Below are 17,812 nucleotides of genomic sequence, written 5' to 3'. Positions count from 1 at the left end.
GCCGGGCTCCGGGCTCGACGCGCGGGCCGGCCGGCCCGTGCCCACCCACCCCCAGACCACGCCGGATCCATCGGTCATGCGCTGGGTGGTGCCCGACGGCCTGCTGCCCTTCGCCGGGCAGGTGGCCGCTGCGCCGTCGGACCTCATGGAGCTCGTGGAGGACGGCACCCTGGAGGCCCTTCACGCGGCTCCCGGCGCCGTGCTGACCCTGCTGGGGGACGGGCGCTCCTGGGAGGCTGAGGGAGGCCGGGTGCGCGCGGCCCTGGTCGCGGCGCTGGCCGCTCCCGAGCAGTGGCGGGCGACCGAGCAGGCGCGGTCCCTGGGCCCCGATGAGGCGCTGCGGGCGGCCGCCGAGGAGATCGCCGAGGGGCGCGTGGGCGAGCTGGCCCACAGCCACGGCGGGGCCTTCGTGGTGCGGTCGGTCTCCAACGGGGTCGTTGAGGTCGCCATGGAGGGCGCCTGCCACGACTGCCCGGCGTCCCTCATCACCATGCACGCCCGCTTCGAGCACCTGCTGCGACGGCGCTGCCCCTGGCTGGTCGAGGTCCGGGAGGCGGGCGCGCCGAGCCAGTAGGCGGGTGCCTTGCCGGTGGGCGGGGCCGGTAGGCGGGGCCGGGGCGGCGCCGTCGGGATGCGGGGCCTGCCGGGTGGGCCGCTGAGATCGGCAGACCGTATGCTCGGGACATGCCGACTCCCGAGTTCATCCTGTCCCTGCGCGAGAAGATCGGTCACGACCTGCTGTGGATGCCGGGGGTCAGTGTCGTCGTCGTGGATGACCAGGGCCGGCTCCTCCTGGGGCGGCGGGCGGATAACGGCCAGTGGGCGGTGGTCTCCGGGATCCCCGACCCGGGCGAGCAACCGGGGGCGGCGGCCGTGCGCGAGTGCCTGGAGGAGACCGGGGTGGCGATCGAGCTGCTGGCCCTGGTGGGCGTGGTCGCCGGAGAGCCCAAGGCCTTCCCCAACGGGGACCGCTGCGTCTTCATGGACATCAACTTCGTGGGGCGCCCCGTGGCCGACTCCGAGCCGGCGCGGGTGTCCGATGACGAGTCGACGGAGGTCGGCTGGTTCTCCCCCGAGGACCTGCCCGAGCCGCTGCTGGCCTCCTCGCGCCAGAGGATCGCCTCGGCCCTCGTCCTCCTGGACGACCCCGCCTTCCCCCGCGTCCCCGCCCACTTCGCCTGACAACGGGCCCGGGCCCGCGGCGGTGCGCTTGACCGCTGGCCGCGCGAGCCCGGAGGTCGGGCGCTTCCGGGGGCTTCCGGGGCGCTTCCGGGGGCTTCAGCGCCCGCCCGCCTGAGCCGACGACGTGCCTTTGCGTACCGGACGAGGGTTCGCGTCATCCGACTGGGGTTAGCACAGGGGTCATTGACGCATTCCCTCGTCGTCTACGCAAACCCTCGTCGTCGAGACAGCGACCGGCCCCACATCGCCGACACAGCAGCCCCGGCCCCACATCATTGCCGCAGCGGCCGGCCCCACGCCGGCTCGACGACGAGGGCCCCTCACCTGGTGCACTCACCGCGGCGCGCGAGGCCTTCGACCCTGGCGGCCGCGCCCTTCTAACCTGTGGCGGGTCACTCACCGCCGCGCGAGGCCTCCCCTGCACTCGCCGCATGCCTCCGCGGGCTCTGCTTCACGCCATCGCCGCCGGCCGCCGCCATTGCGTGGGACGGCGCAGTGACGGCACGGTGGTGGCAGCGGGTCACGACGGTGCCGGCGAGTGCCGGGTCGCCCCATGGCGCGAGGTGATCGCCGTCGCCGCCGGCAATGTCCACGCCTTCAGCAACACGGGCCGGTCGCACACCGTGGGCCTGCAGGCCGACGGGACCGTCCTGGCCACGGGGTGGAACGCCCACGGCCAGTGCGAGACCGGGGCGTGGCGCGACGTCGTCGCCGTCGCGGCGGGAGCGGCCCACACGTTGGGCCTGCGGGCCGACGGCACCGTCCTGGCCACGGGAAGCAATCGCGATGGCCAGGTCGAGGTCTCGGGCTGGGCGGGCCTGCGCGAAGAGCATCGGTAGCGGACCGGCCCTCCTGGCGCACGGCGCCTCCTGCCTGTGTCACCAGTCGCATTGACGCTCCACATGCGGGCCGATACCATCTACTCACTACCTATTAACCAATAGATAGTGAATCGTCAGATCCGCACCGCCGCGGAAAGGATGCACGCGCATGGCACAGACGCCGGCTGAGACCACTCCCACCGAACCCGACCCCGCCACCTCCGAGCCCTCCCCCCTCTCCCCCGAGACCGGCAAGCCCCTGAGCCGCCTAGTCATGGTCCGCTTCGGCATCGGCTTCTTCCTCATCTCGCTGCTGTGGGCCATCGGGCTGAACATCATCGCCTCCGTGCTCCTGCCCCAGCGGCTCAAGGACCTCGGCGTCGACAACCCCGACTCCCTGCTGGGAACGATCAGCGCCATCACCGCCGTCGTCTCCCTGGTCTCCAACCTCATCTTCGGCGCCTTCTCCGACCGGACCCGCTCGCGCTTCGGGCGCCGCACGCCCTGGGTGGCGTGCGGAGGCGTTCTGGGCGGGATCACGCTCTTCGGCGTGGGCGTCCTGTCCAACACCACCCTGCTGGTCATCGACTACTGCCTGTGCATGGTCGGCCTCAACATGATGCTGGCCCCGGCCATCGCCGTGCTCTCGGACCGCGTGCCCGAGAAGATCCGCGGCACGATGTCGACCTTCTGGGGAGTCGGCGTCTCGATCGGCTTCCCGCTGGGAGGGATCATCGGCGCCCAGTTCATCGCCACCGGGCAGGCCTCGCTGTCGGGCTTCGCCATCGGGGGCATCCTCATGGGGGTCTCGGGCATCGTCGCCGTGGCGCTGTGGCCGCGCGAGGCCCCCTCGACTCAAGCCGACGCCCAGGCACAGTCCGTGGATGATCTCCTGCGCTCCTTCATCCCGCCGACCAAGGGCGCCGGCGACTTCTACAAGGCCTTCATCGGCCGCTTCACCATGCTCGTGTCCTACCAGATGATCAACGCCTACCAGCTCTACATCATCCAGGACTACCTCAGCCTGTCCACGGCCCAAGTGGCGGGAACCCTGGCCACCACCAACCTCATCATTCTCATCACCAGCGTCACCGGCGGCTTCCTCGGCGGGCCCATCTCCGACCTCCTTCGCCGCCGGAAGGTGCCGGTTGTCCTGTCCTCCCTGTGCTTCGCCCTGGGTGTGGCGATGCCCTGGCTCATCCCCTCGCAGGTGGGCATGTACCTCTTCGCCGCGATCGCAGGCTTCGGCTACGCCGTCTACAACTCCGTGGACCAGGCTCTCAACGTCGATGTTCTGCCCGACCCGGACAAGGCGGGCAAGGACCTGGGGATCCTCAACATGTCCACCACGCTGGGGCAGATGTCCGGTCCGCTCATCACCGCCAATGTGGTCACCCTGACCGGGAGCTACGCGCTGGTCTTCCCCATCTCCATCACCTGCGCCGTCGTCGGCTGCTTCTCGATCTTGGCGATCAAGCGGGTGCGCTGAGAGCGCGCATCACAGGCGGGCGGACCCAGTATCCGGGCCCGCCCGCCTGCGCCGACGACGTGACTCTGCGTAACGGACGAGGGTTCGCGTCATCGCACTGGGGTTAGCACAGGGACGATTGACGCAAGGGCACGTCGTCTACGCAAACCCTCGTCGTCGAGACAGCGACCGGCCCCACATCGCCGACACAGCGGCCCCGGCCCCAGGTCGTCGAGGCGAACACGCGCATCGGAGATCTGACAAGCAGGGCATAGGATGCTGGGCATGTCCACTCCCCGAGGAAAGCGCGTGAGGCTGTCGGCCGATGAGCGGCGCGAGCAGATCGTCGAGACCGCCACCGAGCTCGTTGGCCGCTACGGCTTCAACGGGCTGTCGCTGCAGGCAGTGGCCGACGCCGTCGGCATCACCCAGGCAGGACTGCTGCACTACATCGGCAACAAGGACGGACTGGTCACCCTGCTCCTGTCCGAGCGCTACGACCGCCAGGGCACACCGCAGGACTTCCTCGACTCCGGAGACCCGGCCGCCACCAACCCCGAGGGCATGAGCCTGCCCGCCTACTTCCGCTACCTCGTGGCCTTCAATGAGGCCCGCCCCGCCCTCATGCAGCTCTACCTGGCGCTCGGCGTCGAGGCCACCGATCCCGACCACCCCGCCTATGACTACTTCATCGATCGGCCCGACAAGGTCTGGGAGCACTACTCGCGCTACACCTGGCGCCTTCCGCCCGAGGTCATCGAGGCCGGCGGCTGGGCCTCCATGCGCCCCCTGGTCGAGATGGCCATCGAGGCGATGGACGGCGCGCAGATCCGCTTCCTGCGCGAGCCCCCGGTCAGCCTGAGCGCGGAGTGGGCCCGCTGGGAGCCCATCCTCTTCCCCTCACCGGCATGGGACGGCTACCGCTAAAGCTCACCGACTGGCCCGGATCCCGGTCCAGCCGCTTGCGCGTCAGGACTCCAGGACGAGCACGCCCCAGGCGGGGATGGTGACGGTGGTCGCCGAGTCGACGACGGCGCCCGCCTCGCCCAGGGTGCCCAGGACGTCGTGGCCGCGAAGGGGCAGGACGATCTCAGCGGCTTCGCGCGAGTAGTTGAGGACATAGGTCAGCGCCCGACCGCGGCCGTTGGTGCCGCGCCGCACGGTGACCGTGCCGGACAGGTACTGGGGCCAGTCGAGCAGCTGGCGCTCGTCGAGGACCGTGAGCAGCACCGCCCGAAGCAGCTCGGGGCTCGTCCAGGTGGCCAGGTGGGTGATGGAGCCGGACTCACCAAGGAGGCGACGGGCGATCGCGGGTCCGGACCATGCGTGGTGCTCGTAGGTGGCAAGGACCTGGACGTCGCCCTGCCCCTCGAGATCCTCCACCGGGGTGAGCAGCTCCATGACGGTGCGGGCGTCCAGATCCACCTGGGCCGTGCCCATGAGCTCCTCAGTGCCGAGCATCCGGGCCAGCGCTCCGGTGGGGGCCAGGCGCACGCCCTCGGGGATGGTGAACTGGTCGGTTCCCAGGCCCAGCAGCGCGGACAGGCGGTGGGGCTGGCGATCGGTGAAGACCTGGAGATTGTCGTCGGCGACGCCGGTGCGGAAGGTCGTCACCAGGTTCCCGCCGCCGGTGGCGTAGGCGCGCAGGGTCTCGAAGGTGGAGCGAGGCGCGCTGTAGAGCGCCGGAACCACGAGCAGGTCGTAGCGGGCGAGCCGCTCCACGGGGGCGTCGGCGGGGACGATGTCGACCTCGATGTTGAGGTCGAACAGCGCGTCGTAGACCCAGCGGAAGACGTCGTTGTAGTTGGTCCCGCCGCCGCTCAGCGCCCGGGGGAAGCCGGTGTCAAGGCTGAACCACTCCAGGGCGGTCAGAGCCTCGTTGGAGATCATGATGGCCGCCCGGTTCTCCTTGGTCAGGCCGGTCAGGGATGCGGCATGCTCGGCCATCTCCGCGCCCAGGGCGCAGGCCTCGCGGTAGGTGGGGTTGGGGCTGTAGTCCTGGGAGACCAGGCCCTTCCAGTAGGTCTCGAAGGAGTTGTGGAGGGAGCCCCAGTGCCAGTACATGAGCCCGCAGGCGCCGCTGGCCAGGTGGGAGTAGCCCTGGAGGCGCAACTGGCCCGGGTAGGGAAGCCAGCCCACCTGCCCCTGGGCCTGGGCCTCGAGCACCAGGTAGGGGGCGCCCTTGAGGCTGCGGGAGATGTCCCCGCCGAAGCCGATCTCCTTGCCGCTCAGGTGGTCCTGGCTGGGGTGGTAGATATCCACCCCGGCCAGGGTGACGGCGTCGGCGGCCGTGAAGTGGTCGACGGCGGGCTGGACGCCGTAGGAGTACCCGCGCCACTCGTAGTCGAAGTTCTGGGTGACGAACTGATCCTCTCGCCGGTAGTCATCGATGATGGCGCGCTGCCAGGTCAGGAACTCGGTGACCAGCCCGCGGCGGAAGGAGTCGAAGGCCGCGGCCAAGGAGGCGTTGATCGTGCCGGTGACGTCGGGGAACTCCTCCCAGGCGTTGATGCGGTTGGACCAGTAGTTCAGCCCGTAGGCGGCGTTGAGGGCGTCCAGGTCGCCGGCGAAGCGCTCCTTGAGGGAGTCGACGAAGGCGCGCTGGATGTCGGGGTTGGCGGCGTCGTAGTACTTGGTCTCGTTGTCGAGCTGGAAGCCGATGACATTGCTGCGCCCGGCCGTGCGCTCGGCCAGGGCGCGGATGGCCTCCTCGGCGTAGCGGCGGTAGGCGGGGGCCGCGATGCTCATGTTCTGACGGGGCCCATAGGAGCTGGGGCCGGAGGCGGTGACTGCCATGACCTCGGGGTGGCGCGCGGCCAGCCAGGTGGGGACGGCGGCGGTGGGGGTGCCGACGATGACGTCGAGGCCGTGGTCGGCCGCGGCGTCGATGGCGCGGTCGATGTGGGTGAAGTCGAAGACGCCCGGGGCCGGGTTCCACGTGCCCCAGGTGAACTCGGCGATGCGGATGGTGGTGAAACCGGCCTCCACCATCATGGCCATGTCCCGCTCCAGGCGGTCGGGGCCCGCGGAGGCCGGGGTGTACTCGTCGTAGTAGGCGGCGCCGAAGATGAGGCGGTTGTCGGTGGTCTGCTCGGTCATGGGTACCTCCTGTGGCGGCGCCATCGCCGTCTATCTAGTGATTGCTAGATAGTAGACGATCGGGGCCGTCAGGGGAAGGGACCTGCGGGGCCCACGAGCATGGCAGGTGCGTACCGGCCGCAGTGCGGCAGCGAGGCGCCCGGCCCCTGGTCGCGGTGGCACCGGGGCCGGGCGCCTGGCTGAGACTCGCTGCGACGCGAGGTCCGCGCGGCTCCGTCTACGCCGGCTCGACGACGAGGGGCTCCTCGCCGGGGGCGCTCACCACGGCGCGCGGGGAGGGATCGAGGCTCATGTCTACACCGATGCGCTGGTCGGCGCCCTGGGGCCCGACGGCGTCGTACCGCAGGTGCTCATTGGTCAGCTCGCTGACCTCAGTGCGGGCGCGCACCAGCCAGGGGTGGCGGCGGCGCAGCCCGATGAGGTCCTGGTGGAGCCGGTAGGTCCACTCCCCCAGGGCGGACAGACCCCCCGGCCCGGCCGGCAGCGCGGGGCGCACCTCATCGTCACCGCCAAGCTCCTCGCGCTTGAGGCCGGTGAAGGCCTGCTCGTCGCCGTAGTAGATGGTGGGGACCCCGCCCACGGTCATGAGGACCACCAGGGCCAGGGCCGCCTTGGCCGGCCCCACACGGCTGGCGATGCGGGTGACGTCATGGTTGCCGATGAAGGTGGCCGGGATGAAGGACTCGAGGAACTCGTTGTGGCGCCTGAGACACCAGTCCAGCTCGAAGAAGTTCGCGTCGTTGAGCGAGCTCCAGATCGCCTTCCACAGCTCGTACTGGGTGACGGTGTCCACCGTGGAGTCGGCGACGAAGCCGGGGTAATCGCCGTGGATGACCTCGCCGAGGAACCAGGCGTCGGGATGACGCCGGCGCACCGCCGGCAGGACCCGGGCCCAGAAGGCGGGCGGGACGGCGTAGGCGGCGTCCAGTCGCCAGGCGGTGGCGCCCCTGTCCAGCCAGTGCGTGAGGACCCGCACGGCCAGATCCACGACCTCATCGCTGTCATGGTTGAGCGCCGCGAGGGAGTCGTGCCCCTCGAAGGAGGCGTAGCCGCCTCCCTCGTCGAAGCGGAACATCCCGCGCTCGACGCCCCCGGCCTGCGCGGCCCGGAAGAGGGGGTGGTCGGTGCCCACATGGTTGAGGACGCCGTCGAGCATGAGGGCCAGTCCGCGGTCGCGGCAGGCCTGGGCCAGGCGGTCGAAGGCGGCGTCATCGCCGAGGCGGGGGTCGATGGCGGTGTGGTCGGTGGTGTCGTATCCGTGAGTGGATGAGGCGAATATCGGCCCCAGGGCCAGGCCGTTGGCGCCCAGCTCGACGGCGTAGTCGAGCCACGGCTCCAGGCGATCGAGCCGCGGGGCGCCCGGGCCGGCGAGCGACTGACCCGGCTCGGGACGAATGGGCGCACCCGTGGCGCCCAGAGGGTAGACCTGCCACCAGATCGCATGATCGACCCAGGCGGGAGTGCTTATTCCAGATGACTCACTGAACATGCTAGTGAGGGTACACACTAAGGGCGGTATGCTGTCAATATGCCTCGCACAGATCGTCGGCAGCGCCTGCGCATGGACCCCGAGGAGCGCCGCAGCCTTATCCTGACTGCAGCCCGTCAGGCCTTCGCATCCCAGCCCTACGACAAAGTCTCCATGACTGCGATCGCCGCCCAGGCCCAGGCCTCCGAGGCGCTGGTCCACAAGTACTACGCCTCCAAGGCGAGCCTGTACGCCGAGGTCCTCGCTGCTGCCGCCACCGAGCTCTCCCAGCGCACCCAGGCCGCAGATGCCGCCCTGCCCGCCGGGTCCTCCAACCGCGACCGCGTGCGCATCTGGCTGATGACCTACCTGGACTTCGTGGCCGAGCGCTCTGCGGGGTGGGAGGCCTATCAGCTCCTGGCTGGCCACGGCCCCTCCGAGGCGAGCGCAGTGCGCCATCACATGCGCCAGGAGACTGTCGCCGCGCTGGCCAACGTGATCGGAGGCCAGCAGGGCGCTCGGGAGCAGGCCGCGTTCTGGGGCTACACAGGATTCGTCGACACAGTCTGCCTGCGCTGGGTCGAGGACGGCTGTCCGGAGGACCAGCGCCACAGCCTCATTGATGCAGCCCTGGGGTGCCTCGAGGGAGCCCTGGGCGACTGGCGGGGCTGACAGCGCAACGCCGTCATGCAAGGACCAGAGCTGGGGACCTGCGGCAGTGATGCGCCATCGCACCACCAGGACCCACACGCGCAGGGCCGCCCCCAGCCCTCCACTCGGCGGGCCAGACGGCGAGCGGCAGGGCCTACACGCTCAGGGCCGCCCCGGTGGTGGGGCGGCCCTGAGCATGGAGCCCGTCCGGAGCGCCGGCGGGCGATCAGTGAGCGACGGTCGGCGATCAGCGCGCGGGGGTGCGCACCTCGGCGGAGAGGAACCAGGCCTGCTGCTCCAGCTTGCCGATGAGGTCCTCAACGATGCCGGAGGAGGTGGGGTCCTCGGCGTCCACGTCCTCATCCACGCCGCGCAGGGTGGCGACCACCGCGTCGATGACCGAGACGATGTAGGCCACGCCCTCGGAGGTGAGGATCTCACCCTCCGGGGCGGCCGGGAGGGAGGCGGAGGCCGACACCGTGGCCGGGCGGCCGTCGGGGGTCGCGTTGATGGCGCGCATGCGCTCGGCGACCTCGTCGGCGCCCTCACGGGCGATGGACACAACCTCATCCAGACCCAGGTGCAGGTCGCGGAAGTTGGGGCCGACGATGTTCCAGTGGGCCTGCTTGGCCACGAGCTCCAGGGCGATGAGGTCGACGAGGACCCGCTGGAGGCTGGCGCTCAGAGCGGTCGAGGCGATGAAGGCGGGGCGGATGGAGGGAGCGGAAACAGTCTCAGTACTCATGGGACAACCCTAGCAGAAGGTCACCACAGCGCGAGTGTTACCTATAATTCTCAGGATGGGCTCACCTTCCCTCCCAGAGCGGCCTCCGCCGCGCGCCCCCTCTGTCACGCGCCTGCCGCTCCGAGCGTTCCACCACTCCCCCTTGACCCCCTCGGGTCAGCCGCTAGCCTCACTGCAGGCCCTCGCCGTCGGCCGCGGGCCGCACGACAGCCCCTTCACGGCAGGAGACCACGCATGTCCCGCAAGAGCAGGCGCACACTCATCATCTACGCCCACCCCTACGAGGGCTCCTTCAACCACGCCGTCCTGGAGGCGGCCACCGCCTCGCTGGACAAGGCGCGGCAGCCCTACGACGTCATCGACCTCCACGCCGACGGCTTCGACCCCCGCTACACCGACGAGGAGCTGGCCCTCTTCTCCGAGGGCGGCACGCTCGACCCTCTGGTCAGCAAGTACCAGGACCTCATCGACAGCGCCACCCGGCTCATCGTCATCGCCCCCATCTGGTGGAGCGAGCTGCCCGGCATCGTCAAGGGCTTCGTGGACAAGGTCATGAAGCAGAACTGGGCGTACCGAGCCACGGCCACCGGCGTCAAGGGCCGCCTCACCCATATCGAGGAGGTCCTGGTCCTGACCACGTCCACGGCCCCCACCTGGTTCCTCAAGCGCATGGCCGGAAACTCAGTGGGGTCGGTGTTCCTGGGCACGATCGCGCGCCAGCTGGGCATGAGCGGACGGCGCTGGGTCAACTACGGCCGGGTCGCCAAGGGCGGGGTCTCCCGCCGCAAGAAGCACCTGAGGAGGGTGGCCCGCCTCGCCCGGGGCTGAGGCCACCGCCGCCTCGCCTGCCTCCCTGGGCACAGGGCCCGACGACGCCGGCCACCTCCCGGCGGCGAGGTCCCCACCCCGGTCGCGGGCCCGGGGCCGCGGCTCCCGGGGCTTGGGCGCGGGACCCCGAGCCCCGCCACCGGCGCGGCGTCTTAGAGGTTGACCTGACGGGAGATGATGCCGGCCTTGGCGCGGCGGGCCGCGGCGTCCAGCGGCCCGTCCTGGGCCAGAGCGGCCTCCAGGCGCTGCCCCATGGCCTGCAGGGGCCGGGTCAGCTCCTCGGCCTCGGTGCCGGGAACCAGCTCCCATACCGGGATGGCCAGGCCGCAGGCCCGGAAGGCCCCAATGAAGCGGGCGCCCTCCTCCAGATCGGACTCGCGCGCGGCATGCACCCGGGCGAAGGCGTTGAAGAACTCGTCCTCATCCTCACCGCGCACCCAGCGCACGAACTCCTTGCCGTTGAGGCGGCACCAGTAGGCGTGCTCAACCCCCGGCACGGGGCGCGTGGGCGGCAACTCCTCCTTGGAGCGCTCGATGGCACTGGCCGTGGCCTCATCGGCCGCAGCCGCGTCATCCACCCAGTAGTCGAGGGCCTCTCGCACGCTGACCTCGGGCTGCGCCTCCAGGTCGAGGATGTCCTGGAGCCGCGGCCCGGGCTCAGGACGGACCTGACGCACCACGCCGGTCTCCTGGAGGGCCAGGGTCTCCAGCAGCGCAGCGGCCGCATCCCGGGAGGCGTCCCCTGAGTGCATGGTGGTCTGCAGGGCGACCAGCACCTCGCCGTCGGCCCGCCGCATGCCCTGGACGAGCTCAGGCAGGAGGGTGACGAGATGGACCCGGCCTCCGCCGTGCTCCTCGCGCAGGCGCACGGTGGCCGTGGCGGCGGGCAGGATCTGCGTCATCGCCACCAAGTCCTCCTCACCGGGCAGGCCGGCGAAGGGGCGGGCGACGAACTCGATCTTGGCGGGCTTGGCGGCCTTGGGCTCGGCCCGACGGCGCCCCTGGCGCTTCTTCTTCGACATGCCGCTCAGCCTACCGGGCGCCCATGCCTAGAACCGCGAGGAGGAGCCGGCCCCGGAGAAGCCGCCGCCCGAGAACCCGCCCCCACCGGAGAAGCTCGAGCCCGAGAAGGAGCTCGAGCCACTGGAGCTGGCGGGCGTGTATGAGGATGCCGAGGAGTAGCCGACCACCAGATCCGAGATCGGTGCGAAGGAGGAGGCCGAGCCGGCTCCGGAGAAGCCGCCCCCGCCCGAGGTCACCGCCCCGGAGGCAGGCGAGCTCGGGTTGAGCCGGATGGTGGAGTGCGGGTTGTATCCGCCGTGGCCACCGCCCAGGCTCCAGTTGCCGGTGTACACCGCGACACGGCCGAAGTTCTGGGAGTTCTCGTAGCGGCGGCGGCGCTCCTCGGCGTGCGGGGAGGTGTCGGCGTCCAGGGCCGCGCGGGTGAGCTGCCCGGCCCGCGAGCGGGTCTCGTCGGCGATGCGGTCGAGCTCGTCCAGGGCGTGGGAGGGGCTGATCTGGTGAGCGCCGAGCCGGGTGGTCATGGTGTCGAGCTGGCGCTTCTGGCCGCGCACCCACTCCCGGTCCTTGCTCGTATCCACCCCCGTGGCCCGGTTATCGACCTGATTGCACAGGCGCTCCAGGGACTGCAGGTCCTCCAGGACCGGCCCCTGCTCATTGGCCCAGGCGGACTGCCAGGTCGAGGACAGGGTCAGCAGGGCGGAGGCATTGACGATGACGTCGTCGAGGGTGTCGAGATAGGCGGCGCGCTTGGACAGGTCCTTGGCCCGGCGGCGCAGCGCATGGGAGAACCACTGGGCGCCCACCGGCGAGCCCAGCTCCAGGAAGCCCCGCGTGACATGCGCGTACTCCTGCTGGAACCACCGGTAGCGTTCCAGGACCTGGGCGCCGTGGGACTCATCGGAGGGGATGGTCCCGGCCAGCAGCTCGGTGGTCTCGTAGTCGTGAGTAACCTGGGCGTAGGAGCGCCGGGCGGCAGTGGCCAGGCGCCTGGCGGACAGGCCGACCCACAGGGTGCCGATCAGGAGGACGATGCCGGCGATGGCGGCGATGCCGGGCAGGACGTGGGACAGACCCGGGTCCCCGTCTCCGGGGCGGCCGATGAGATCGGCCAGGTCCTCACCCATGGTCACCATCGCCCCCGACCAGTCGGCGCGCTGGAGCTGGGGCTTGGCCGCATTCTGGATGTCCTGCTGCCTGCCCAGGGGCGGGTCGATGTCCTCGCCGAAGTAGCAGCCGATCCACCGAGAGTCGGGAGCGACGGCCAGGATGATGAGGCCGTCGGCCCACTTGTCGGGGCGCTCCGCGGAGATCCAGGGCTGTCCCGGCTGGCTGCGGGCGTACTCCAGCACGGCGTCGTTGAGGTTCTCGATGTCATCGCCGGGCAGGGAGACGACGGCGACGCGCACGTCCTCGCGGAATCTCAGCGCCTCCAGGTCCCGGGTCAGGGTCTCGGCGTAGAAGATGCCCGCCTCGTCGTGGATCTCCACGGCGGGCTGGTGGCTGCGCCCGAAGGGCCACAGGGCCATGATCGGCAAGGAGGCGATGAGGACGACGCTGAGAAGGAGCAGCGCCCCCAGGCGAGCGACGGCGCGCAGGCCTCCCATGCGGATGATGAGCGGTCGTTTCACGGGTTCAGTCCCCTTGGGTTCGGTGATGGCGGGCGGTGGCAGGCGGTGGTCGGATCGGCGCGCTCCGGCGGGGCAGGGGCGCGCTCCGGCGGGGCAGTCGGACTGCTGGCCCGCGGGGGGCCAGGGCGGGCCCTGACCGCCCCCGACCAGCCCTGCCCGGAGGCTGGGCGTCGAGCCGGAGGGTCAGGGCCGGGCGGCGATGGCCTCGATCTCCACCCGCGCCCCCAGGGGCAGGGCGGCCACGCCGAATGCGGCGCGGGCCGGCAGGATCTCGCCGGTGAAGTAGCGGGCGTAGACCTCGTTGACGGCGGCGAAGTCGGCGATGTCGGCCAGCAGGACGGTGGTCTTGACGACGTCGCCGTAGCCCAGGCCGGCCTCGGCCAGGATGGCGCCCACATTCTCCAGGACCCGCTGGGCCTGGACCTGGACATCGCCGTCGACCAGGGTGCCGGTGGCCGGGTCGAGGGGCACTTGCCCGGAGATGAAGACCAGGGAGCCCGGGCCCTCCCCCGTGCTCACGCCCTGGGAGTAGGGGCCGACGGCGGTGGGGGCCTGGGTGGTGGCGATGCGGGCGGGCATGGGAAGTCCTTTCCGAGGCGGGGCGCGCGGGCCTGCCGTAACGTGGCGGGCACCACTGTAGAGGCCTCATCGAGGCCCCTCCAGTGCCCCAGGAGCACAGCACGAGGGACAGGCGATGGACGAACCCCCTATCCGCACACCCATGGGCACCCCCATGGGCCTGGTCAAGCGCACCCGATCGGGGCTGGCGAGCGCCGCCTCAACCGTCGCCGGCGCCGCCCGCGCCCCGGCCCGCAAGGCCGTGCCCACAGGCCCGACTCCCACCGAGCCACTGCGGGGCACGGCCCTGGAGCGGCGCCTGCGCACGGCGCTGAGCACCGCGCCGCATGCCCGCAGCACCGCCTCCCAGGTGATGAGCGCCTCGCCGCTGCGCAGGGGCCTGTTCAACGTGGGGCTCAAACAGGCCGCTCGCCTGCGCCGCGAGGGCTACCTGCCGGCGTCGGCGGGCCTGGAGCGCGAGGAGCTCGTCCGCATCCACGGGGCGATCATCCCCACGATCGCCGACGGCACCTTCCGCCGGCCCTCGCGCTCGCGCCCCGACAAGGCGATGACCTCGAGCCACGGCCGCACCACGGGCGAGCTCCACGAGATCGACGTGCCCCAGGAGCAGGCAGCGCTCGGCGCGCTGGGATGGACGCGCCTGTGCGTGGACACCGATGAGATCCGCGCCCGGCGCGTGCTGTCGATCATCCACTCCTACCACCTGGATGTTCTCATCAGCCCGCTGGGCCCCAGCCCCAGCGAGTACGCGGCGGATATGCGGCTCCTTCTGCCCCGGGGGCTGAGTCCGCAGATCCAGGAGGCTCTCCATCAGTCGAGCCGGCCGACGCTGCGGCTGCACCTGCTGGGCGAGGGGCGTATTGCCGTCGACGACGGCAGCCTGCTGGTGCGGACCTTCCCCGACTGCCCGCACCCATGGCCGGGCTCACTGCTCGTGGAGGGCGGCCGGGTGACCCGCGCGGAGATCGAGATCCACCGGCACCCCAATGTGATGGCCAACATCCTCGACGTCGTCGACCCCTGAGTGGGATCGTTTCCATGCCGTCCTACTGGTCACATGAATTCCGTCCGGTCAGTGGACATGCTCGGCTCTGACGGTGTCCCATGACACACTGCCACCATGCACGCACGCGCAGGACAGCCCGCCCAGCCCGAAGACCTCATCGACGTCGATGCGGTCACCTCCGCCTACTACGAGCTCATCCCCGACCCCTCCATCGTCGCACAGAGAGTGGTCTTCGGAACCTCCGGCCACCGCGGCTCCTCCCTGGACACCGCCTTCAACGAAGCCCATATCGTGGCCACCACCGCGGCCATCGTGGAGTACCGCCGCTCCCAGGGGACCGACGGCGTCCTGTACATCGGGCGCGACACCCACGCCCTGTCCGAGCCGGCCTGGCGCACCGCCGTCGAGGTGCTCGTGGGGGCCGGGGTGCCCACCGCCATCGACGCCCGCGGCTCCTACACGCCCACCCCCGCGGTCTCCCACTCCATCCTGCTGGCCAACGGTGCGGGGACGTCGTCGGGCGTGCGCACCTCGGGGCCGGGACTGGCCGACGGAATCGTCGTGACCCCCTCCCACAACCCGCCGCGCGACGGCGGATTCAAGTACAACCCGCCCACAGGGGGCCCCGCCGGATCGGATGCCACCGGCTGGATCGCCTCTCGCGCCAATGAGCTCCTGGAGGGCGGTTGGCGCAATGTTCCGCGCGTCCCCCTGGCCGAGGCCGTCGAAGGCCCCCTTGTCATCCAGCACGACTACCTGGAGACCTATGTCGCCGACCTGGAGAGCGTCGTCGACATCGAGGCGATCCGCTCAGCCGGGGTGCGCATCGGCGCCGACCCCCTGGGCGGGGCGGCCGTGGACTACTGGGGCGCCATCGGCGAGCGCTACGGCCTGGACCTGACGGTGGTCAACCCGAGCGTGGACCCGGCCTGGTCCTTCATGACCCTGGACTGGGACGGCAAGATCCGCATGGACTGCTCCTCCCCCAATGCCATGGCCTCCCTGCGGGGCGCCATGACGCCCGACGCCGAGGGCAAGACCCCCTACGACATCGCCACCGGCAACGACGCCGACTCCGACCGCCACGGCATCGTCACCCCCGACGGCGGGCTGATGAACCCCAACCACTACCTGGCCGTGGCCATCGAGTACCTCTTCACCCACCGCCCCGGCTGGGGGCAGGACTGCGCCGTGGGCAAGACCCTGGTGTCCTCCTCGCTCATCGACCGGGTGGTGGCGTCCATCGGGCGCCGCCTGGTGGAGGTGCCGGTGGGCTTCAAGCACTTCGTGCCCGGCCTGCTGGATGGCTCGGTGGGCTTCGGCGGTGAGGAGAGCGCGGGGGCCTCCTTCCTGCGCAAGGACGGCACCGTGTGGACCACGGACAAGGACGGCATCATCCTGGCCCTGCTGGCCAGCGAGATCATCGCCGTGACGGGCAAGAGCCCCTCTCAGCTGCACGAGGAGCAGGTCGAGCGCTTCGGCGCCAGCGCCTATGCCCGGATCGACGCCGCCGCCACCAAGGAGGAGAAGGCCAAGCTCGCGGCCCTGTCCCCCTCGGATGTCACGGCCACCGAGCTGGCGGGTGAGGAGATCACCGCGCGCCTGGTGGACGCCCCCGGCAATGGCGAGCCGATCGGCGGGTTGAAGGTGACCACCGAGAACGCCTGGTTCGCGGCCCGGCCCTCGGGCACGGAGGACGTCTACAAGATCTACGCCGAGTCCTTCAAGGGCGAGGAGCATCTGGCCCTGGTCCAGGAGGAGGCCAAGCAGGTGGTCTCCGCCGCACTGGGAGTGTGAGCCCGCGCTCCCTCCCCTCTTCTGCGCCGAGGTAGACATTTCCCGCCGAGGTAGACACATTCACCGTCTATCTCGGCGGGAAACGTCTACCTCGGCACGGGGTGCCGATCCCAGCAGCCTTCAAAGGCATAGCCCCTCATCAACAACGTTTTTAACTCGCATCAGCGAGAGCTGACGTCCTGGACAACGTAGAGCTTATACCTCCAACCGCCACCCTCTCCGTGCCCGGGAAGCGAAATAAGCGGCGCAGGATTTACTGCTAGAAGCGTGATTCGACCAGCCTCGTTCACTTTCTCACTCTCCCCGAGTCGCAATTCAATCTCACGCCGATCCCCGCCTCCCGACCATATAATGACACCGACCCATTCGCCTCGATCAGCCCTCATCCGCCCCGGCAGAACCGTCCCTCCGGCCACCTCCGGAGGCCTCCCCATTCCAACCAGCACGACCTCGCCGCCACTCGATCCCGCCGGCAAGGGGACTTCGCGGGTCACTGGTCTGAAGTAGAGTAGCGCGACGACTGAAACTGCAAGAGCCACAACAATGGCGGAGAACGCAAAAAAGACCATCGGCCGCCTCCGCCATCCGGCAGCACACAACACTCTAGCCCCCTCCCATCACAACCACTTTACTGCACATCCAGTCCCTCGCGGCACCCGGGCACGCGGCGCGGACGAGCCTTTGCGTCGACGACGAGCCTTTGCGTCAATCGCCCCTGTGCTAACCCCAGTCGGATGACGCGAACCCTCGTCCGATACGCAGACCCTCGTCGTCGACGCGAGCCCAGGCGCCCGCCTCCACCTCATTGCGTTCCGCACCGGGAACTCCCAGCCCGACGGCGGAGCCCCGGCGACCCGCCGTCTGTGAAACACCCTCGCCGCGAGGGCATAGTGGGCTCATGAGCAGTACGAGCCCCACCTGGAGCATCCGCACGGCCACGGCGGGCGACGCCGGCGCCATCACCGCCCTGGAGGCCACATGCTTCCCGCCCGAGCAGGCCGCGAGCGCCCAGGCCATCGCCGGGCGCCTCGCCCACTTCCCCGATCATGTCTGGCTGCTCGAGGAGGGCGGAGAGCTGCTGGCCATGGTCAACGGCCTGTGCACCGATGACCCTGATCTGACCGATGCCATGTTCGCCGACGCCTCCCACCACAGCCCCTCCGGGGCCTGGCAGATGATCTTCAGCGTGGCCACCGCCCCCGCCGCCCAGGGGCGCGGCCTGGCCACTGCGCTGCTGCGCCACGTCGTCGAGCAGTGCGCGCACCAGGGGCGTCAGGGCCTGGTCCTGACCTGCCTGCCCGAGCTGGTGGGCTTCTACGCCCGCCTGGGATTCGTTGACGAGGGGATCAGCGGCTCCCAGCACGGCGGGGTCGCCTGGCACCAGATGCGCCTGCGACTGGGCAGGGCGGCGTAGAGGCCTCGCCGTCGCCCTCCTGCGCCGTTGCGCCTCCCTTCTTGCGTCGAGGTAGACATTTCCCGCCGAGGTAGACGGTGAATGTGTCTACCTCGGCGGAAAA

Annotated in this window: 16 protein-coding genes; 10 read left to right on the top strand and 6 right to left on the bottom strand. The window is 70.5% G+C overall.

Features of this window, described 5'->3' with window-relative positions; translation table 11 throughout:
- Positions 1–76 precede the first annotated feature (76 nt).
- The 5 genes from EL266_RS03545 (at position 77) to EL266_RS03525 (ending at position 4,398) form a co-directional block, all read left to right on the top strand.
- Complete coding sequence (locus tag EL266_RS03545) at positions 77–574, top strand: NifU family protein (RefSeq protein ID WP_051280962.1); 498 nt, start codon at positions 77–79, stop codon at positions 572–574.
- Between the two features lie 110 nt (positions 575–684).
- On the top strand, positions 685–1,182 hold the full coding sequence (locus EL266_RS03540) for an NUDIX hydrolase (RefSeq protein WP_026426387.1): 498 nt from the start codon (positions 685–687) through the stop codon (positions 1,180–1,182).
- A 431-nt stretch (positions 1,183–1,613) separates the two neighbouring features.
- Entirely contained in the window at positions 1,614–2,021 is a 408-nt protein-coding gene (locus EL266_RS03535; protein WP_084500476.1) for an RCC1 domain-containing protein, read from the top strand.
- 151 nt (positions 2,022–2,172) lie between these two features.
- A complete protein-coding gene (locus EL266_RS03530; RefSeq protein WP_084500475.1) occupies positions 2,173–3,492 on the top strand; it encodes an MFS transporter in 1,320 nt (439 codons plus the stop codon).
- Positions 3,493–3,756: 264 nt separating this feature from the next.
- Complete coding sequence (locus EL266_RS03525; RefSeq protein ID WP_026426385.1) at positions 3,757–4,398, top strand: TetR/AcrR family transcriptional regulator; 642 nt, start codon at positions 3,757–3,759, stop codon at positions 4,396–4,398.
- A gap of 42 nt (positions 4,399–4,440) precedes the next feature.
- On the opposite strand, the gene EL266_RS03520 is transcribed toward EL266_RS03525, so the two are convergent.
- A complete protein-coding gene (locus tag EL266_RS03520) occupies positions 4,441–6,570 on the bottom strand; it encodes a beta-galactosidase (RefSeq protein ID WP_034514629.1) in 2,130 nt (709 codons plus the stop codon).
- 217 nt (positions 6,571–6,787) lie between these two features.
- The gene (locus EL266_RS03515) at positions 6,788–8,059 is read right to left on the bottom strand and encodes an alpha-amylase family protein (RefSeq protein WP_026426384.1); all 1,272 of its coding nucleotides are present in this window, start codon (positions 8,057–8,059) and stop codon (positions 6,788–6,790) included.
- A 39-nt stretch (positions 8,060–8,098) separates the two neighbouring features.
- On the opposite strand from EL266_RS03515, the gene EL266_RS03510 reads away from it, so the two are divergent.
- Positions 8,099–8,710, top strand: a complete 612-nt coding sequence (locus EL266_RS03510) for a TetR/AcrR family transcriptional regulator (RefSeq protein ID WP_026426383.1) — start codon at positions 8,099–8,101, stop codon at positions 8,708–8,710.
- Between the two features lie 226 nt (positions 8,711–8,936).
- Here the strand turns inward: EL266_RS03510 and EL266_RS03505 are convergent, their stop codons facing one another.
- The gene (locus tag EL266_RS03505; protein WP_026426382.1) at positions 8,937–9,434 is read right to left on the bottom strand and encodes a Dps family protein; all 498 of its coding nucleotides are present in this window, start codon (positions 9,432–9,434) and stop codon (positions 8,937–8,939) included.
- Between the two features lie 234 nt (positions 9,435–9,668).
- On the opposite strand from EL266_RS03505, the gene EL266_RS03500 reads away from it, so the two are divergent.
- Positions 9,669–10,262 (top strand): NAD(P)H-dependent oxidoreductase, encoded by a 594-nt coding sequence (locus EL266_RS03500; protein WP_026426381.1) that lies wholly within the window; start codon positions 9,669–9,671, stop codon positions 10,260–10,262.
- 152 nt (positions 10,263–10,414) lie between these two features.
- On the opposite strand, the gene EL266_RS03495 is transcribed toward EL266_RS03500, so the two are convergent.
- From EL266_RS03495 to EL266_RS03485, 3 genes are all read right to left on the bottom strand, one after another.
- Positions 10,415–11,284, bottom strand: coding sequence for a DUF5926 family protein (locus EL266_RS03495; protein ID WP_026426380.1), 870 nt, complete (start codon positions 11,282–11,284; stop codon positions 10,415–10,417).
- A 27-nt stretch (positions 11,285–11,311) separates the two neighbouring features.
- Positions 11,312–12,913 carry a DUF5129 domain-containing protein gene (locus EL266_RS03490; protein ID WP_331852937.1) on the bottom strand — a complete coding sequence of 534 codons (1,602 nt, stop codon included), beginning with the start codon at positions 12,911–12,913 and terminating at the stop codon, positions 11,312–11,314.
- A gap of 183 nt (positions 12,914–13,096) precedes the next feature.
- Positions 13,097–13,492 carry a RidA family protein gene (locus tag EL266_RS03485; RefSeq protein ID WP_026426378.1) on the bottom strand — a complete coding sequence of 132 codons (396 nt, stop codon included), beginning with the start codon at positions 13,490–13,492 and terminating at the stop codon, positions 13,097–13,099.
- 142 nt (positions 13,493–13,634) lie between these two features.
- Here EL266_RS03485 and EL266_RS03480 point away from each other — a divergent pair, with 142 nt between their 5' ends.
- The 3 genes from EL266_RS03480 (at position 13,635) to EL266_RS03470 (ending at position 17,709) form a co-directional block, all read left to right on the top strand.
- Positions 13,635–14,516 (top strand): hypothetical protein, encoded by an 882-nt coding sequence (locus EL266_RS03480; RefSeq protein ID WP_051280960.1) that lies wholly within the window; start codon positions 13,635–13,637, stop codon positions 14,514–14,516.
- Between the two features lie 96 nt (positions 14,517–14,612).
- The gene (pgm, locus tag EL266_RS03475; RefSeq protein ID WP_026426377.1) at positions 14,613–16,295 is read left to right on the top strand and encodes a phosphoglucomutase (alpha-D-glucose-1,6-bisphosphate-dependent); all 1,683 of its coding nucleotides are present in this window, start codon (positions 14,613–14,615) and stop codon (positions 16,293–16,295) included.
- A gap of 898 nt (positions 16,296–17,193) precedes the next feature.
- A complete protein-coding gene (locus tag EL266_RS03470) occupies positions 17,194–17,709 on the top strand; it encodes a GNAT family N-acetyltransferase (RefSeq protein WP_026426376.1) in 516 nt (171 codons plus the stop codon).
- Positions 17,710–17,812: the final 103 nt, after the last annotated feature.

The organism is Actinomyces slackii (assembly GCF_900637295.1).
Lineage (GTDB): Bacteria > Actinomycetota > Actinomycetes > Actinomycetales > Actinomycetaceae > Actinomyces > Actinomyces slackii.
This window is presented reverse-complemented; position numbering and strand designations above follow the sequence as displayed.

Coding starts and splice junctions, on each gene's coding strand:
- EL266_RS03530 (WP_084500475.1), top strand. CDS start 2,173: ATGGCACAGACGCCGGCTGAGACCACTCCCACCGAACCCGACCCCGCC.
- EL266_RS03505 (WP_026426382.1), bottom strand. CDS start 9,434: ATGAGTACTGAGACTGTTTCCGCTCCCTCCATCCGCCCCGCCTTCATC.
- EL266_RS03500 (WP_026426381.1), top strand. CDS start 9,669: ATGTCCCGCAAGAGCAGGCGCACACTCATCATCTACGCCCACCCCTAC.
- EL266_RS03470 (WP_026426376.1), top strand. CDS start 17,194: ATGAGCAGTACGAGCCCCACCTGGAGCATCCGCACGGCCACGGCGGGC.
- EL266_RS03535 (WP_084500476.1), top strand. CDS start 1,614: ATGCCTCCGCGGGCTCTGCTTCACGCCATCGCCGCCGGCCGCCGCCAT.
- EL266_RS03525 (WP_026426385.1), top strand. CDS start 3,757: ATGTCCACTCCCCGAGGAAAGCGCGTGAGGCTGTCGGCCGATGAGCGG.
- EL266_RS03485 (WP_026426378.1), bottom strand. CDS start 13,492: ATGCCCGCCCGCATCGCCACCACCCAGGCCCCCACCGCCGTCGGCCCC.
- EL266_RS03520 (WP_034514629.1), bottom strand. CDS start 6,570: ATGACCGAGCAGACCACCGACAACCGCCTCATCTTCGGCGCCGCCTAC.
- EL266_RS03540 (WP_026426387.1), top strand. CDS start 685: ATGCCGACTCCCGAGTTCATCCTGTCCCTGCGCGAGAAGATCGGTCAC.
- EL266_RS03480 (WP_051280960.1), top strand. CDS start 13,635: ATGGGCACCCCCATGGGCCTGGTCAAGCGCACCCGATCGGGGCTGGCG.
- EL266_RS03515 (WP_026426384.1), bottom strand. CDS start 8,059: ATGTTCAGTGAGTCATCTGGAATAAGCACTCCCGCCTGGGTCGATCAT.
- EL266_RS03545 (WP_051280962.1), top strand. CDS start 77: ATGCGCTGGGTGGTGCCCGACGGCCTGCTGCCCTTCGCCGGGCAGGTG.
- pgm (WP_026426377.1), top strand. CDS start 14,613: ATGCACGCACGCGCAGGACAGCCCGCCCAGCCCGAAGACCTCATCGAC.
- EL266_RS03510 (WP_026426383.1), top strand. CDS start 8,099: ATGCCTCGCACAGATCGTCGGCAGCGCCTGCGCATGGACCCCGAGGAG.
- EL266_RS03495 (WP_026426380.1), bottom strand. CDS start 11,284: ATGTCGAAGAAGAAGCGCCAGGGGCGCCGTCGGGCCGAGCCCAAGGCC.